Genomic DNA, 15,532 nt, shown 5'->3' on the forward strand with positions numbered 1-15,532 from the left:
TCAATACGATTGAATTGCTGCGGCTTCGGGTCTTATAGTCATTCCAAAGCCGCGCCGACTGAGAGACGGCGCGGGGAGGCAACCGGGAAGGAAAGACAATGGCCAAAGTCCGCGCGCTGGTGCTCGAGCGCCAGCATGAACTCGCGCTTCGCGACATCGATCTGCCGATGGACACCGGTCCGGGACAGGTGAAGATCAAGATCCATACGGTCGGCGTGTGCGGTTCCGATGTCCATTATTACACCCACGGCAAGATCGGCCCCTTCGTGGTCAACGAGCCTATGGTGCTCGGCCATGAAGCCGCCGGCACGGTCGTCGAGGTCGGTGCCGGCGTCACGCATCTGAAGGTCGGCGACCGCGTCTGCATGGAGCCAGGCATTCCCGATCCCAATTCCAGGGCGAGCCGGCTCGGCATGTACAATGTCGATCCGGCCGTGATCTTCTGGGCGACGCCGCCGATCCATGGTGTCCTGACGCCCGAGGTCGTCCATCCTGCCAACTACACCTACAAGCTTCCCGACAATGTCAGCTTTGCCGAAGGCGCCATGGTCGAACCGTTCGCGGTCGGCATGCAAGCCGCGACGAAGGCGAAGATCGTCCCCGGCGACACGGCCATCGTGCTTGGTGCCGGCCCGATCGGCACGATGGTGGCCGTCGCTGCTCTTGCCGGCGGCTGTGCCCGCGCGATCGTCGCCGACCTTGCCCAGCCGAAACTTGACATTGCCGCCCAATACCAGGGCGTCATCCCGATCAACATCCGCGAGAAGAACCTCGCCGAAGAGGTGGCGCGGCTGACCGATGGCTGGGGTGCCGATGTGATCTTCGAATGCTCGGGTTCGCCCAAGGCCTGGGAAACCATCATGGAACTGCCGAGACCGGGCGGCGTCATCGTTGCCGTCGGCCTGCCGGTCAACCCGATCGGCTTCGACGTTTCGACGGCCTCGACAAAGGAAATCCGAATCGAGACCGTGTTCCGCTACGCCCATCAGTACGAGCGCTCGATTGCGCTGCTCGGCTCTGGCCGTGTCGATCTGAAGCCGCTGATTTCAGAGACGTTCACCTTCGAGGACTCCATCACGGCCTTTGATCGCGCCGTCGAGGCACGTCCGAGCGACGTGAAGCTGCAGATCGTGATGGAATAGCGCGATGCCGACACGCGCAAGGCCGGCACCGTTTTGAGGACGGCGGCCAGCCTTGCTATCATCTGGAATGGTGGGATCGGGACTTACGTCGGTCGAGCCGCTTCCGCATCGGCCCAATCGCACTCGAACGCCAGTACCGGCTTCGAAAACCCCTTGAGGCGCTTGCGCGTCGCATTGGCGAAGAGATCGGCCGCACCGTGCTCTCTAAAGATGCTCTCCGATACGAGGATCTGATCCCCGCCGGCTGCCGCACAGAGCCGCGCAGCCAGTTGCACGGTTGAGCCGAAGAGATCGTGGCTGTCCTCGATCGGCTCGCCACAATCAAGCCCGATCCTGACATGGATGGGTTCCGGCGTGCCGCCGTTGTAGGTCCTGAATTCGCGCTGGATGCTCATCGCACAGCCGACCGCGGCGTGCGTGGAGACGAAGGAGGCCATGATGCCGTCACCGGTGTGCTTGACCTCTCTGCCTTCGCACTGCGCCAGACAGCGTCGTACGATTGCGTCATGCGCCCGTACCAGCTCGGCAGCCATGCGGTCACCGAGCCGCGAAGTCATCTCCGTCGAACCGACAATGTCGGTAAACAGGATCGCCCTATGCCCTGCATCCCTTTCGACGCCGGTCTGGCCCGCTTTGTGTTCAGGTTCGTGAATGCGCCCGAGGAACGCCTCGACCGCCGACAGCGCCACCTCGACCACTTCGGCCGCGATAAAACCATGTGCCTCGCGATGAACGCATTGCGCGGTTTCGGCATTCGGTGCATCGATCAGACAGAACGCCGTCCCGCGCCGCTGATCGTACCAGTAGGTGAGGAACTTCACCCCATACCGATCCTCAACCGCCAGATCCCTGCGGTGCGCCTCGGCAATGTCTTCAGCGGATGTCCCCGCAAGATCATGCCGGTCCATGAAGATAGCCACGTGCGTGCGTCCTTCGGAGAGCCCCTCAACGTCGACGGTATCTTACGCCGTTGCCACCGCTCGGTCCACAGGACGGCATAGCAGGTCTCAGACCGCAGACGCCCCCGATGCCTCGCACAGCCATAGGCGGAAGGCCGACATCGCCGGCGTCTCCGGGCGAGACTGCAGACGGGTCAGCCAATAGCTGCCCATGGTAACCGTGATGTCGAAGGGCTGGCGGATGGCCTCGGCAAGCAGAAGCCGGGAAAACATCAGAGGTGGCGCCAGGGCAACGCCGGCGCCCTGCAGCGCGGCCTCCATCATCGCAAGCGATGAATCGAAGACGATGTTTTTCAGCGGCGGCAGGTTCGCCTCCATCCCGGCAGCAGCAAACCATCGCGACCACTCATCGGCGCGATACGACCGCAGCAAGGTCTGCTTCAAAAGGTCGGCCGGCGAGTTAAGCTGCGTCGCGATCTCGGGAACGCAGAGCGCCGACAGCGGCGCCTCCAGCAGGCGCAACGCCTCGATCCCATGCCAAGCGCCCGAACCGAAGCGGACGGCATAATCCAGACCCTCGGCGGCAATATCGACACGGTTGTTGTTGGTCGAGAGGCGCAGATCAATAAAGGGATGCTGAGCCTGAAACGCTCGCAGCCTCGCAAGCAGCCAGCCAACGGCAAAGGTGCCGACAGCACCGACCCGAAGCACTTCGCGATAGTGTCCGCCCTCGAACTGCTCGAGCGTTCCGGCAATCCGGTCGAAGGCGTCGCGGAGCGCCGGCAACAGCGTCTCGCCCTCAGTGGTCAGCATCAGCCCGCGCGGCAGCCGCTCGAACAGCGTGACGTTCAGCCTCGTTTCCAGACCCTTGACCTGATGGCTGACGGCGGCCTGCGTCACGCACAGCTCGATCGCTGCCTTGGTGAAGCTGAGGTGCCGAGCGGACGCTTCAAAGGCACGCAGCGCATTCAGCGGCAAATGCGGACGAACCATCGGATATCCAAATTTTTCTAATGCCTCACGCTAGATATCGTCGTTTGAGACGGCCGTACAGGCCTCGTATACAAATCCCGCCTGACCCAACCCGTTTCGGCGAGAACTGCCGAAAACGCCGGATTACCTCATATCTCAAGGTTTTTTGCCTTGAATGTCCTAACCGCTGCGGCGAGACCGCGGCGATTCCACGAACCCGAGGCACGGTATCTGTTATGAGAAATATTCCGCAATCCACACTTGGTATCCTCACCGCCGCTTCAGTCTTTCTCGGCGCCGGTGCGCATGCGGCCGAACGCCAGAATGAGCTTGCCCGCGTTGTCGATGCGGTAGCCGTCCCTCTGATGGCGAGAAACGATATTCCTGGCATGTCGATCGCCATCACAGTCGGGGGAAAGCGATACGTCTACAATTACGGCGTCGCGTCCAAGGCGAGTGGTCGGAAGGTCACCGACGCGACGTTGTTTGAAATTGGCTCGGTCAGCAAGACGTTCACCGCAACCCTGGCAGGCTACGCACAGGCCAGCAGCGACCTTTCGCTCACCGACAGCCCGAGCAAGTATTTTCCGGAATTCGCCGGCAGCCACCTTGCCGGAGCCACCTTGCTCGACCTTGGGACCTACACGGCGGGTGGCCTGCCGCTGCAGTTTCCAAACGACGTGACCGACCACAAGGCGATGGTCGGCTATTACAAGAACTGGAAGCCGGCCTATGCTGCGGGAACCCATCGCGTCTATTCCAATCCGAGCATCGGCTTGTTCGGCTATGCCGCGGCAAAGGCCATGGGTTGGCCCTTCGATGATCTGATGCAGCAGAAGCTGTTTCCGGCACTTGGCCTCAGCCACACCTTCATTGCGGTTCCAAAAGCCGACGACGAGAACTATGCCTATGGATATTCAAAAACCGGCAAGGCCATTCGCGTTTCGCCGGGAGTCCTGGATTCGGAGGCCTACGGCGTGAAGATGTCGGCAAGCGACATGCTGCGCTTCATCGAAGCCAACATGGATGGCTCCGATCTCGACAAGACCGTGCAATCGGCGATCGCCACCACCCATACGGGCTACTACAAGGTTGGCGGCATGACCCAGGGCCTCGGCTGGGAAATGTACGCCTATCCAACAACCCTCGACCAGCTTTTGGCCGGTAACTCGGCCGACATGGCCCTGAAAGCCAACGAGATCGAGAAGCTGTCGCCGCCACGGCCGCCGGTAAAGAATATGCTTTTCAACAAGACCGGGTCGACCACCGGCTTCGGCGCCTATGTCGCCTTCGTCCCATCCAAGGGCATCGGTATCGCCCTCTTCGCAAACAAGAACTATCCAAACAGCGAGCGAGTAAAGGCAGCCTATAGCATATTGGCGGCGTTCGACGACGATCTTGCCGTCGCAAACGGCGACTGAACGCCCGCAGGTGGAGGATAAGCCCGTATGGTGCCTCCAACGTCATCAACCGGGGACCTGCTTTTGTCCACGCCGCGCAGATCGCTGCCATACTGAGATCGTCCCGCCGCGGATACACCGCAAGACGTTGCAGCGAGACGGGATCGGCGCCGAATGCGGAAGAAGGACGTAGGCTTCCGCATTCGGGGCTCGCAGAAAATGGTCTCCCTCCGGGGACGGCGGCGTTGCGCGAATGTTGCGTCGAGTGTCGCCCCGGACGTGCCTGTGCGGCACACAAGGCTGCCGGAGACGCGAAAGCGTCGGCCGGCGGATAAAGAGAGGCCGGAGTTGCGGGCACAAACCGCCGAACGGGGCGCTGGGAAGCGCCATACTGTTTTACTCCAGCGAGGCAATTTCCAGCGCCCCGTCCGAGCGAAATGCAGGATCAAGTGGCGAGCCGTGACAGCGGCGATTGCAGGCTAAACCGCCTTCAAATCTCCGAGCAGTGTCGGGATCAGCTCAGACACCGTGGGATGGATTGGCACCGCCCATTTCAGCACCGGGTAAGGGGCCTTGGCATTCATCGCATCAATGAAACCGTGGATCGCCTCGTCACCCTCGATCCCAAGGATCGCAGCGCCGAGGATCTGCTGTGTCTCAGCGTCGGCGATCACCTTCATGAAGCCCATGGTCTCGGCACGCTCATTGGCGCGGCCGACCCGGCTCATCGGCCGGGTCGAGATCATGATCTTGTGGCCGGAGGCGCGCGCTTCCTTCTCGGTCTTGCCGACACGGCCGAGCGGCGGGTCGATGTAGAGCGCATAGGCGAGGATGCGGTCACTGAGCTTGCGGTCCTCGCCGTCGAGCAGGTTGGCGGCGACGATTTCGAAATCGTTGTAGGATGTATGGGTAAAGGCCCCGCGGCCGTTGCAATCGCCGAGCGCCCAGATACCCTCGACATTGGTGGCAAGCTTGTCGTCAACGGTGATGTAGCCACGGCTGTCGGTAACGACACCAGCCTTGTCGAGACCAAGGTCATCGGTATTCGGCGTACGTCCGGTGGCAACAAGCACGTGGCTCGCCTCGATTGCCGGTTGACCATTGCCGATGCTGACCTCGATCCCATCGGCCGTCTTTGAGAATCCGATCCCGTCGGCATCCGTGTGCACGCCAATGCCTTCCGAGCGCAGGATATCGGCGATCGCGTCGGAGACATCGGCATCCTCGCGCGAGGCAAGTTTCGGGCCGCGTTCGATCACCGTCACCTCGGCCCCGAAACGGCGATACATCTGCGCGAACTCAAGCCCGATATAGCTGCCGCCGATAATCGTCAGATGCGTGGGAAGCGTATCGAGATGGATGATCGAAGTGCTCGTGAGATAATCGATATCGCCGATACCGGGCATATCGGGAATGGTCGGCCGCGCGCCGACATTCAGGAAGATCTTCGGGGCCGTCAGCGTCTCGCCGTTGACGGTCACGGTATGGGCGTCCTCGAAACGGGCATGCCCATAGATGACGGTCATGCCGTCCATGCCGGCAAACCAGTTGATCAGGCCGTTGCGGGCGTCCATCGTCACGGTTTCAGCACGCTTGCGCACCACCGACATGTCGATGCCCACGCCACCCGGGATCACCACGCCAAAGTCCGCACCGCGTCGCGCCACATGGGCGGCGCGGGCACTTGCCACCAGCGTCTTGGTCGGCATGCAGCCGGCATTGACACAGGTGCCGCCGAGGAACTTGCGCTCGATCAACGCCACCTTCATGCCCGTCGCGACCATGCGGGCGGCGAGGAAGGGACCGGACTGGCCGGCCCCGATGACGATGGCGTCAAAACCAGGCATCACACAGCTCCCACGATGATGAGTGCGCCGATGATCGCAACCGCATCCTCGATCAGCGCTGCCGGTGTATCTTTGCCGAAGGCGGCGGCGAGCTTACCACGAGCCGCCGCTCCGCCGAACGTGCCAACCGCGGCGCCGACGACACCTGCAATGAGCCCGCCGACCAACGAGCCGCCGGAGGTGCCGATCGTGGCACCCGTCAGCGCGCCCATTATCAAGCGGGCCGCAAACTGCATGGGAACCTTGCGGGACGGGGTCGATGGCAGCTGGTCGGTAATCAACTCGACAACAGCAAGCAGTGTGAACACCCACGGCGTCCAACGATATCCCATAAAGGCAAGGGGTGTCTGCGAAACGTCAAACCAGCCGAGAGCAGCCGCCCAGGCAATAGCAGCCGGCGCCGTCATCGCTCTGAGCCCCGCAATCATTCCAATCAGAAATGCAAGAAACAAAAGCATGTGCAATCCCCCATGCCGCGCTCGATTTAATCGCGGTCATGGGAGGCTGGCACATTGTCGCGCACGTTTCAATTTGCACGATGGTCGATACGGCTCAATTCGCAAAGGCCGCAATGCCGGTGACGGCGCGGCCGAGGATAAGGGCGTGGACGTCGTGGGTGCCCTCATAAGTGTTGACGACCTCGAGATTGACGAGATGGCGGGCAATGCCAAACTCGTCGGATATGCCGTTGCCGCCCAGCATGTCGCGGGCAAGCCTCGCGATGTCGAGCGCCTTGCCGCACGAATTGCGCTTGACGATCGAGGTCAGCTCCACCGGCGGGTGCCCGTCTTCCTTCATACGGCCGAGCCTGATGCAACCCTGCAGACCGAGCGAGATTTCCGTTATCATGTCGGCAAGCTTCTTCTGGATCAGCTGGTTGGCGGCGAGCGGCCGGCCGAACTGCTTGCGGTCCAGAACATATTGGCGCGCCTTTGCATAGCAGTCCTCGGCAGCGCCAAGCGCCCCCCATGCAATACCGAAGCGGGCCGAGTTCAGGCAGGTGAAAGGACCCTTGAGGCCGGACACGTTCGGCAACAGGTTCTCTTCCGGCACGAAGACATCATCCATCACCACCTCGCCGGTAATGGAGGCGCGCAGACCGACCTTGCCGTGGATCGCCGGCGCCGACAGGCCCCTCCAGCCCTTCTCCAGGATGAAGCCGCGGATGACACCGTCCTCGGTCTTGGCCCAGACGACGAAAACGTCAGCGATCGGGGCATTGGAGATCCAGGTCTTGGCGCCCGACAGGCTATAGCCGCCATCGACCTTCCTTGCCCGCGTCACCATCGAGCCCGGATCCGAGCCGTGGTTGGGTTCGGTCAAGCCAAAGCAGCCGATCCATTCGCCGGTCGCAAGCTTTGGCAGATATTTCTGTTTCTGCGCCTCCGAACCGAAGGCATCGATCGGCACCATGACGAGAGACGACTGCACACTCATCATCGAGCGGTAGCCGCTGTCGACGCGCTCGACCTCGCGGGCGATCAGGCCATAGGCAACGTAGCCAAGGCCCGCCCCGCCATACTCCGGGGCGATCGTCGGTCCAAGCAGCCCAAGCTCACCCATCTCGCGGAAGATCTTCGGATCCGTCTTCTCGTGACGGAAGGCTTCGAGCACGCGCGGCACCAGCTTGTCCTGCGCATAAGCGTGCGCCGTCTCCTGCACCATGCGCTCCTCGTCCGTAAGCTGCTCCACCAGCCGGAACGGATCGGCCCAGTCGAAGATCTCGCGGGTGTGCTGCATGGTCATTCCTCCTCATTCCCCTGCGGGTGCGACATCCTTCGGGCATAGACCCGCAGGTTGGAAGGGTCAACTCGCCACGAGATTTCGACGTCAATCTACCGTTTCGCCCATGGCGGGATGAACCTGACATCCTCGCCGACGACCGCTTCGCGCAGGAAATCGATGACCGCCCGCACCCTTGGCGACTGGCGAAGGTCACGATGACAGGTGATCCAGTAGTGCCGCCTGAGATCGATGTCGTCGGGAAGGACCCGTTCGAGCTCGGGGTAGCGACTGGCGAAGAAATAGGGAAGCACACAAAGCCCGAGGCCGTTTCGGGTTGCCGTCAGCTGCGCAAAGATGCTCGAGCTTTGAAACTGCGGCTTGATGCGCGGATGCACGTCGCCGAGATAGTCGAGGCCGGGCGCGAAGATCATTTCTTCGATGTAGCTGATGAACGGATGATCCAACAGGTCGTCGCGGCAGGCAATGGGCGCGCTCCGGCGCAGGTACTCCTTCGAGCCATAGACCTGCAGATGATAGTCGGTGAGCTTGTCCGAGAAGTATGGTCCGCCCTTCGGCTCATCGAGAACGACAGTGATATCGGCCTCCTTGCGCGACAGCGACATGATCTGCTGGATCGTCACCAACTCAAGCGACAAATTGGGCTGGCTTGCCACAAACTGCGGCAGCACGCGGGCAAAAAAGAAGTTGGAGAAGCCCTCCGGCGCGCTGAGCCGCACCACCCCACGCTGCATCGTTGCGCCGTCGGTCAGATCGGCACGCAGCCGCTCTGTTTCCTGCTCCATCTTCTCGGCAGTCTCGACGAAGCGCGCGCCCATCGCCGTCATCACGTATCCGCGCGGGTTGCGCTCGAAGAGCTTGACCTTGAGAGCAAACTCCAGCCGGTCGATGCGACGCGAGACCGTCGCATGGCTGGTGCGCAATTGCCGCGCGGCGGTCGACAGCTGCCCGGTGCGAGCAACCGCCAGAAAGAACTGCAGGTCGTCCCACGTGAATTGCGGCGGATTGTTCATGCGAGCTCCCTGTCGGCCCTGGCATCGCTCGGCCGCGCCATATTGGTCTTTCGTCTAATACGGCACAGGCTGCACCTCGCCGCGGTCTGCCCTAGGTTCCAACGAAAGCACCCTAACGATTTGCATTCATTGGGCCGGACCTGCGACAGAACAGCGCTTCTGTTCAAAAACGAACAGATACTGTTTGGAATTAGTTGTAAAGCGGCCTTGCCTGATCAGTGCAATTCCATGATCGTAAGGGATGGGCTGGCGGCTTTGAGGAGGGTGGCTGGCCAAATTTGAACAGATCCGCATTCTGGCCAATCTCTGGGAGGAGAGGAATATGCGAAAGAATCTCATTGCGTCGCTGGCATTTCTGCTTGCAAGCAGTACCGCCGTACTCGCCGATGGTGCATCGGACGGCAAGGTGAAGATCGGCATCCTGAACGATCAGTCCGGTGTCTATGCCGATTTCGGCGGCAAATCCTCCGTCGAAGCAGCCAAGATGGCTGTCGAGGATTTCGGCGGAAAGGTGCTCGGCGTACCGGTGGAGATCGTCGATGCCGACCACCAGAACAAGGCCGACATCGCCTCCAACATCGCTCGTCAATGGTACGACACCGAGCAGGTCGACGCGATCATGGAATTGACCACCTCATCCGTAGCGCTCGCGGTTCAGGCCATTGCGAAGGAAAAGAAGAAGATCGACATCGTCACCGGCGCGGCGACCACGGATCTGACCGGCAAGGCTTGCTCGCCCTATGGCTTCCACTGGGCCTATGACACGCATGCGCTCGCCGTCGGCACGGGCGGCGCACTCGTCAAGCAGGGTGGTGACAGCTGGTTCTTCCTCACGGCCGACTACGCATTCGGTTATTCGCTGGAACAGCAGACGAGCGATTTCGTCAAGTCCGCCGGCGGCAAGGTCGTTGGTTCCGTCCGCCATCCCCTGTCGAACCAGGATTTCTCATCCTTCCTGCTGCAGGCCCAGTCCTCCGGTGCCAAGGTGATCGGCCTTGCCAATGCCGGCCTCGATACCTCCAACGCCATCAAGCAGGCAGCCGAATTCGGCATCACCCAGGGCGGCCAGCATCTGGCGGCACTGCTCTTCACACTGGCCGAAGTCCATGGCCTCGGCCTCGATGCCGCACAGGGGCTGACACTGACCGAAGGCTACTACTGGAACCTCGATGACAAGAGCCGCGAGTTCGGCAAGAAGTTCTTTGCCCGAACAGGCAGGATGCCGAACATGGTCCATACGGGCACCTACTCGGCCGTGCTTCAATACCTGAAGGCGATCCAGAAGGCCGGTACCGACGACACCGATGCCGTTGCCAGGCAACTGCATGAAATGCCGGTGGATGACGTCTTCGGGCGCGGCGGAACGGTCGGCCCGAACGGCCGCATGATCCATGACATGTACCTGCTTCAAGTCAAGAAACCGGCCGACAGCAAGGAGCCGTGGGACTACTTCAACGTGCTGGCGACCATCCCCGGCAAGGAAGCCTATATCGATCCCGCCAAGAGCGGCTGCGCCCTGGTGAACTGAACCGATGGCGGTTTCCGCGACACAATCAAATGCGATGCCGCGGGTGGTGCTCTCCGCCCGTGGCCTGCGCCGCGATTTCGGCGGCTTCACCGCCGTCAAGAATGTCGATCTGGATGTTCACGATGCGAGTGTGCACGCCTTGATCGGCCCCAACGGCGCGGGCAAGACCACGGTCTTCAACCTGCTGACGAAGTTCCTGCAGCCCACTGCCGGTACGATCACGCTGATGGACACGGACATCACCAAAACGGCGCCTGACAAGGTCGCGCGCATGGGGCTGGTGCGGTCGTTCCAGATTTCGGCCGTATTTCCGCACCTGAGCGTTCTCGACAATGTCCGCGTGGCACTGCAGCGGCCAAACAACCTGTCGACGCAGTTCTGGCGCCCGCTTTCGGCCCTTGACGCGTTAAACGATCGCGCCGAACAGCTGCTGGCGAAAGTCGGTCTTTCCAAGGAGCGTGACGCGATCGCGGCTGATCTTTCCTATGGCCGCAAGCGTGTGCTCGAGATCGCAACGACGCTTGCCCTTGATCCACGGGTGCTTCTGCTCGACGAACCGATGGCTGGCATGGGGCACGAGGATGTGGGCGTTGTCTCGGCGCTGATCCGTGAAGTGGCGCGCGACCGCGCCGTTCTGATGGTCGAGCACAATCTGTCTGTCGTCGCAAACATCTGCCAGCATGTGACCGTGCTGCAGCGTGGAGAAATCCTTGCCGAGGGCGATTACGCGACAGTCAGCGCCGATGCGCGGGTGCGCCAGGCCTACATGGGCTCGGAGGAGGGTTGATGACGACACTTCTGGAGGTCCAGGGGCTCAACGCCTGGTATGGCGAAAGCCACATCCTGCACGGCGTCAACATGCGTATCGCCGAAGGCGAGACGATTACCATCCTTGGCCGCAACGGCGTCGGAAAGACGACGACACTGCGCACCATCACCGGCATCGTGCGCGCCCGCAAGGGCAAGCTGACTTTTGCCGGCGAGGACATGATGCATGTGCCGTTGCACAAGACGGCACACCGGGGCATCGGCTTCGTACCGGAGGAGCGGGGCATATTCGCGACGCTGACGGTGTCCGAGAATCTGATGCTGCCGCCGGTCGTTGCCCCCGGCGGCATGACCGTCGACGAAATCTACGAGCTGTTTCCAAATCTCTACGAACGCCGCAACAGTCCGGGCACGAAGCTGTCGGGCGGTGAACAGCAGATGCTGGCGATTGCCCGCATTCTGCGCACCGGCGTTCGCATGCTCCTGCTTGACGAACCCACCGAGGGGCTTGCGCCCGTCATCGTCCAGCGCATCGGCGAAGTCCTGAAGGAACTGAAGGAACGCGGCATGACGATCCTGCTCGTCGAGCAGAATTTCCGCTTCGCTAGCCGGATCGCCGATCGCTTCTATCTTATGGACCACGGACAGATGGTGTCAGAGTTCCCGGTGGGCGAATTACCCGATCGGATGGATACGTTGCACAAGGTTCTGGGAGTGTGATCTGATGACGATGATCTTCGGCATTCCCCTGCAGGCGTTCATGGGCCAATTGTTGATCGGCCTGATCAACGGTTCGTTCTACGCTCTCCTCAGTCTCGGGCTCGCCATTATCTTCGGTCTGTTGCGGGTCATCAATTTCGCGCACGGCGCGCAGTATATGCTCGGTGCCTTCGCTGCCTACCTTCTGCTTGCTTACGCCGGCATCGGCTATTGGCCGTCGCTGATCCTGGCGCCCGTCATTGTCGGCTTTGCCGGCGCGGTGATCGAGCGACTGTTCCTTCGCCGGCTCTATGACCTCGATCCGCTGTACGGCCTGCTCTTCACCTTCGGGCTCGCACTCGCCGTGGAGGGCACGTTCCGCTACCTTTATGGCTCTTCCGGGCAGCCCTATGCGCAACCCGCCGCTCTTGCCGGTGCAGTCAATCTCGGCTTCATGTTCCTGCCGATCTATCGCGGCTGGGTCGTGGTCGTGTCGCTTGTCGTCTGCCTTGGCACCTGGCTCCTGATCGAGAAGACGAAGCTCGGTGCCTATCTGAGGGCCGCCACCGAGAATGCGACCCTTGTCCAGGCATTCGGCGTCAACGTGCCGGTCCTCTTGACATTGACCTATGCGCTTGGAGCCGGTCTCGCGGCCTTTGCAGGCGTGCTGGCCGCACCGATCTATCAGGTGTCGCCGCTGATGGGCTCCAGCATGATCATCGTCGTCTTCGCCGTCGTCGTGGTCGGCGGCATGGGCTCGATCATGGGGGCGATCATCACCGGCTACGTACTCGGTATTGCCGAAGGTCTCACCAAGGTCTTCTATCCCGAAGCTTCCAACATCGTGATCTTCGTCATCATGGCGATTGTTCTTCTCATCAGGCCTGCGGGCCTCTTCGGCCGGGATGCATGACGATGACAGAGATCACTGAAACGATGAGACCGGAAAAGAGCCGCACCGCCCTTTCGGTGCAGGCGGCCTTCCTCATCATCGGCCTGCTGCTCCTGCTGCTGGCGCCATTCTTCTTCTATCCGATCTTCCTGATGAAGCTTCTGTGCTTTGCGCTGTTTGCCTGCGCCTTCAATCTGTTGCTCGGCTATACTGGCCTTCTGTCGTTCGGCCATGCGACCTTCTTCGGCGGAGCGGCTTATTTCACGGCCCATGCCGTCAAGGAATGGGGATTTTCGCCGGAGCTCGGCATCGTGGTCGGTGTAGCCGGTGCCGCCGTCCTCGGTCTCGTTATGGGTTTTTTCGCGATCCGCCGCCAAGGCATCTACTTTGCCATGATCACGCTGGCCTTGTCGCAGATGTTCTTCTTCTTCTGCCTGCAATCGGAGTTCACGCATGGCGAGGACGGAATCCAATCCGTGCCGCGCGGCCATTTGTTCGGCCTCCTCGATCTCAATAATTCGACCAACATGTATTATTTCGTGCTGGCCGTCTTCGTCGCCGGCATTCTGATCATCTGGCGCTTCATCAATTCGCCATTCGGAATGATCCTCAAATCGATCCGCGAGAACGAGCAGCGGGCGATATCGCTCGGCTATTCCGTCGCCCGCTACAAGCTTGGCGCCTTCGTGATGTCGGCCGCTCTTGCAGGCCTGGCCGGGGCGGTCAAATCGCTGGTCTTCCAGTTCGCGACCTTGACCGATGTTGCCTGGCAGATGTCGGGCGAGGTGATCCTGATGACCCTGCTTGGCGGCATCGGCACGCTGATCGGCCCGCTGTTTGGCGCTGGCCTCGTCGTCACGCTCGAAAACTATCTGGCGACATCAGAATTTCCGGTGACGATCATCACCGGCATCGTGTTCATGATTTGCGTGCTGATATTCCGCCGCGGCATCATCGGTGAGTTCTACGCATCGCGCCTCGGTCGGAAACTCGGCTTCGTCTACCGCCGCTAAGCCGCGGGGTGGCATTCGCATGGATCGCTTCGACTACATCATCATCGGCGCCGGCAGCGCCGGCTGCGTCCTCGCCAACCGGCTGTCCGAAGACCGGAACACGCGTGTGCTTTTGCTGGAGGCTGGCGGCAGCGACAATTACCACTGGATCCATATCCCCGTCGGCTATCTCTATTGCATCAACAACCCGCGCACCGACTGGTGCTTCACGACCGCGCCACAGGATGGATTGAACGGACGCGCGCTCAACTATCCGCGCGGCAAGGTGCTCGGCGGCTGCTCCTCGATCAACGGCATGATCTACATGCGTGGCCAGGCGCGCGACTATGATCTCTGGCGACAGATGGGATGCACCGGCTGGAGCTGGGACGAGGTGATTCCGTTTTTCCGCAAATCGGAGGACTTCTATCGCGGCGAAAACGAGCTGCATGGCACAGGCGGCGAGTGGCGCGTGGAAAAAGCCCGCGTGCGCTGGGCGGTACTCGATGCATTCCAGGCCGCCGCCAAGGAGGCGGGCATTCCCGAAAGCCCGGATTTCAACACCGGCAACAACGAGGGATCAGGCTACTTCGACGTCAATCAACGGTCCGGCATTCGCTGGAACACCGCCAAGGCATTCCTGCGTCCTGCCATGCGACGAGGCAATCTGACAGTTTTGACAAAGGCTCAGGTCTCCCGGTTGGTGATCGAGGAGGGCGCCGTCACTGGTGTCGACTACAAGCATGGCGGCACCACGAAGCGTGCTGACGCGGCACGGGAAACGATCCTGGCAGCCGGCGCGATCGGTTCACCGCATATTCTGGAATTGTCGGGCCTTGGCCGCGGTGAGGTGCTCAAGAATGCGGGCCTCGAGGTCGCCATCGAGGTGAAGGCCATCGGCGAGAACCTGCAGGATCACCTGCAGCTTCGGATGGCCTACAAAGTCACCGGCGTTCCGACGTTGAACGAGAAGGCTACAAGGCTCATCGGTAAGGCGGCGATCGGCCTGGAATATCTCGTCAGGCGTTCAGGACCGATGGCAATGGCACCCAGCCAGCTCGGCGTCTTTACCCGCTCCGGTCCCGACAAGGAAACGCCCGATCTTCAATATCACGTGCAGCCAGTGTCGCTCGACAAGTTCGGCGATCCAGTCCACCCGTTCCCGGCCATCACAGCGAGCGTCTGCAATCTGAGGCCGGAGAGCCGTGGTTCGGTGCATCTGGCGAGCCCGGATTTTGCCGCCCAACCGACGATCAGCCCGAACTATCTCTCGACCGAACGCGATCGCGACATAGCTATCCGTTCGATACGCCTGACGCGGAAAATCGTAGCACAGCCGTCATTCGCGCGGTTTAATCCGGAGGAGTTCAAGCCCGGCCCGAGCTACCGCACGGATGCTGAACTGACGCAGGCGGCCGGCGACATTGGCACCACGATCTTCCATCCCGTCGGAACATGTCGGATGGGCTCGGATCGCGAAAGTGTCGTCGATCCCCGTCTGAAGTTCAGGGCTCTGTCGAAGCTTCGGATCGCTGACGCCTCCGTGATGCCGACGATCACGTCGGGCAACACCAATTCGCCGACGATCATGATCGCCGAAAAAGCGGCGGCCATGATCCTGGAAGACAACAGATAGG

Annotated in this window: 14 protein-coding genes; 8 read left to right on the forward strand and 6 right to left on the reverse strand. The window is 61.3% G+C overall.

The window, feature by feature from the left end:
- Positions 1–98 precede the first annotated feature (98 nt).
- Positions 99–1,142, forward strand: coding sequence for an NAD(P)-dependent alcohol dehydrogenase (locus FHT71_RS00805; protein ID WP_007795463.1), 1,044 nt, complete (start codon positions 99–101; stop codon positions 1,140–1,142).
- 83 nt (positions 1,143–1,225) lie between these two features.
- On the opposite strand, the gene FHT71_RS00810 is transcribed toward FHT71_RS00805, so the two are convergent.
- Together FHT71_RS00810 and FHT71_RS00815 are read right to left on the reverse strand one after the other, a co-directional pair.
- Positions 1,226–2,062, reverse strand: coding sequence for a nickel-binding protein (locus tag FHT71_RS00810; RefSeq protein ID WP_007795465.1), 837 nt, complete (start codon positions 2,060–2,062; stop codon positions 1,226–1,228).
- 87 nt (positions 2,063–2,149) lie between these two features.
- A complete protein-coding gene (locus tag FHT71_RS00815; protein WP_132588145.1) occupies positions 2,150–3,034 on the reverse strand; it encodes a LysR family transcriptional regulator in 885 nt (294 codons plus the stop codon).
- Between the two features lie 215 nt (positions 3,035–3,249).
- On the opposite strand from FHT71_RS00815, the gene ampC reads away from it, so the two are divergent.
- Positions 3,250–4,434, forward strand: coding sequence for a class C beta-lactamase (gene ampC / locus FHT71_RS00820; protein WP_183718673.1), 1,185 nt, complete (start codon positions 3,250–3,252; stop codon positions 4,432–4,434).
- 458 nt (positions 4,435–4,892) lie between these two features.
- Here ampC and FHT71_RS00825 read toward each other — a convergent pair whose 3' ends face one another.
- The 4 genes from FHT71_RS00825 to FHT71_RS00840 form a co-directional block, all read right to left on the reverse strand.
- The gene (locus FHT71_RS00825) at positions 4,893–6,260 is read right to left on the reverse strand and encodes an FAD-containing oxidoreductase (protein ID WP_132588143.1); all 1,368 of its coding nucleotides are present in this window, start codon (positions 6,258–6,260) and stop codon (positions 4,893–4,895) included.
- Entirely contained in the window at positions 6,260–6,718 is a 459-nt protein-coding gene (locus tag FHT71_RS00830) for a DUF4126 domain-containing protein (RefSeq protein WP_132588142.1), read from the reverse strand. Before FHT71_RS00830 ends, FHT71_RS00825 begins: the two co-directional genes overlap by 1 nt.
- A gap of 94 nt (positions 6,719–6,812) precedes the next feature.
- A complete protein-coding gene (locus FHT71_RS00835; protein ID WP_132588141.1) occupies positions 6,813–8,000 on the reverse strand; it encodes an acyl-CoA dehydrogenase in 1,188 nt (395 codons plus the stop codon).
- Positions 8,001–8,095: 95 nt separating this feature from the next.
- A complete protein-coding gene (locus tag FHT71_RS00840) occupies positions 8,096–9,016 on the reverse strand; it encodes a LysR family transcriptional regulator (RefSeq protein WP_132588140.1) in 921 nt (306 codons plus the stop codon).
- A 322-nt stretch (positions 9,017–9,338) separates the two neighbouring features.
- Here FHT71_RS00840 and FHT71_RS00845 point away from each other — a divergent pair, with 322 nt between their 5' ends.
- Genes FHT71_RS00845 through FHT71_RS00870 form a run of 6 tightly spaced genes read left to right on the forward strand, consistent with a single transcriptional unit; the run spans position 9,339 to position 15,531 of the window.
- Complete coding sequence (locus FHT71_RS00845) at positions 9,339–10,544, forward strand: ABC transporter substrate-binding protein (protein ID WP_007795493.1); 1,206 nt, start codon at positions 9,339–9,341, stop codon at positions 10,542–10,544.
- Positions 10,545–10,548: 4 nt separating this feature from the next.
- Positions 10,549–11,331, forward strand: coding sequence for an ABC transporter ATP-binding protein (locus tag FHT71_RS00850; protein ID WP_132588139.1), 783 nt, complete (start codon positions 10,549–10,551; stop codon positions 11,329–11,331).
- The gene (locus FHT71_RS00855) at positions 11,331–12,032 is read left to right on the forward strand and encodes an ABC transporter ATP-binding protein (protein WP_132588138.1); all 702 of its coding nucleotides are present in this window, start codon (positions 11,331–11,333) and stop codon (positions 12,030–12,032) included. The genes FHT71_RS00850 and FHT71_RS00855 overlap by 1 nt, the downstream gene beginning before the upstream one ends.
- Positions 12,033–12,036: 4 nt before the next feature.
- On the forward strand, positions 12,037–12,924 hold the full coding sequence (locus tag FHT71_RS00860; protein ID WP_007795501.1) for a branched-chain amino acid ABC transporter permease: 888 nt from the start codon (positions 12,037–12,039) through the stop codon (positions 12,922–12,924).
- 2 nt (positions 12,925–12,926) lie between these two features.
- On the forward strand, positions 12,927–13,916 hold the full coding sequence (locus FHT71_RS00865; protein ID WP_132588137.1) for a branched-chain amino acid ABC transporter permease: 990 nt from the start codon (positions 12,927–12,929) through the stop codon (positions 13,914–13,916).
- Between the two features lie 19 nt (positions 13,917–13,935).
- The gene (locus FHT71_RS00870; RefSeq protein ID WP_132588136.1) at positions 13,936–15,531 is read left to right on the forward strand and encodes an FAD-dependent oxidoreductase; all 1,596 of its coding nucleotides are present in this window, start codon (positions 13,936–13,938) and stop codon (positions 15,529–15,531) included.
- The last annotated feature ends 1 nt before the right edge of the window (position 15,532 follow it).

Origin of the sequence: Rhizobium sp. BK060 (assembly GCF_014193145.1) — a bacterium.
Taxonomy (GTDB): Bacteria; Pseudomonadota; Alphaproteobacteria; order Rhizobiales; family Rhizobiaceae; genus Rhizobium.

Coding starts and splice junctions, on each gene's coding strand:
- FHT71_RS00805 (WP_007795463.1), top strand. CDS start 99: ATGGCCAAAGTCCGCGCGCTGGTGCTCGAGCGCCAGCATGAACTCGCG.
- FHT71_RS00815 (WP_132588145.1), bottom strand. CDS start 3,034: ATGGTTCGTCCGCATTTGCCGCTGAATGCGCTGCGTGCCTTTGAAGCG.
- ampC (WP_183718673.1), top strand. CDS start 3,250: ATGAGAAATATTCCGCAATCCACACTTGGTATCCTCACCGCCGCTTCA.
- FHT71_RS00825 (WP_132588143.1), bottom strand. CDS start 6,260: ATGCCTGGTTTTGACGCCATCGTCATCGGGGCCGGCCAGTCCGGTCCC.
- FHT71_RS00830 (WP_132588142.1), bottom strand. CDS start 6,718: ATGCTTTTGTTTCTTGCATTTCTGATTGGAATGATTGCGGGGCTCAGA.
- FHT71_RS00835 (WP_132588141.1), bottom strand. CDS start 8,000: ATGCAGCACACCCGCGAGATCTTCGACTGGGCCGATCCGTTCCGGCTG.
- FHT71_RS00840 (WP_132588140.1), bottom strand. CDS start 9,016: ATGAACAATCCGCCGCAATTCACGTGGGACGACCTGCAGTTCTTTCTG.
- FHT71_RS00845 (WP_007795493.1), top strand. CDS start 9,339: ATGCGAAAGAATCTCATTGCGTCGCTGGCATTTCTGCTTGCAAGCAGT.
- FHT71_RS00850 (WP_132588139.1), top strand. CDS start 10,549: ATGGCGGTTTCCGCGACACAATCAAATGCGATGCCGCGGGTGGTGCTC.
- FHT71_RS00855 (WP_132588138.1), top strand. CDS start 11,331: ATGACGACACTTCTGGAGGTCCAGGGGCTCAACGCCTGGTATGGCGAA.
- FHT71_RS00860 (WP_007795501.1), top strand. CDS start 12,037: ATGACGATGATCTTCGGCATTCCCCTGCAGGCGTTCATGGGCCAATTG.
- FHT71_RS00865 (WP_132588137.1), top strand. CDS start 12,927: ATGACAGAGATCACTGAAACGATGAGACCGGAAAAGAGCCGCACCGCC.
- FHT71_RS00870 (WP_132588136.1), top strand. CDS start 13,936: ATGGATCGCTTCGACTACATCATCATCGGCGCCGGCAGCGCCGGCTGC.